The organism is Vibrio sp. 1069, from assembly GCF_033340555.1.
Map to the genome: position 1 here is coordinate 1 of NZ_JAWOWP010000703.1, position 575 is coordinate 575.

A 575-nucleotide genomic window follows, 5' to 3' on the forward strand; every position below is an offset into this window, starting at 1 on the left:
AACTTCTTTTGTCGACACAAAAGGTTGAAAAATCCGCTGCACAATCTCTTCACCAAACCCAATGCCGTTGTCACTGATCGCAATCAGTGTGGTTTGGCTGGTTCGTTCCACCAGCGCTATTTGAATCCGTTTTTGTTCGTCCCTTGTGCTTTCCATCAACGCATCACAACTGTTTACTAAGACGTTAATGAAGACCTGTTCTAGCGCCAACATGTCGCCTTGCACTTTTACATCATCAGGTAACTGGTTTTCTATGATGATCTGTTGACGCTTCGCTCGCGTGTTCACAATGGTGGATGCTTGCTCCGCCACCTCATGAACACTTACAGACTTCACTTCTCTTTCACCTTCTGGCTTGCGAGCGAATTGGCGCAAACTGTTGATGATCTTACTCATCCGAGTCGCCAAACCTTCGATGTGAGTAATGGATTCACCAACCTTTTCTGGAGATTCCTGTTCGAGGAACATTCTCGCGCTGTATAAATACGTCGACATTGCGTTTAATGGCTGATTAAGCTCATGCGCTAAACTGGTCATGGTTTGCCCTACAACCGCCATTTTTGCAGCTTGAATCA

General features: G+C 45.7%; 1 protein-coding gene. It reads right to left on the minus strand.

Features of this window, described 5'->3' with window-relative positions; translation table 11 throughout:
* Window positions 1-558 (minus strand): histidine kinase dimerization/phospho-acceptor domain-containing protein (locus R7040_RS28575; RefSeq protein ID WP_318097904.1); only part of this gene is annotated, 558 nt, incomplete at its 3' end.
* Window positions 559-575 lie beyond the last annotated feature (17 nt).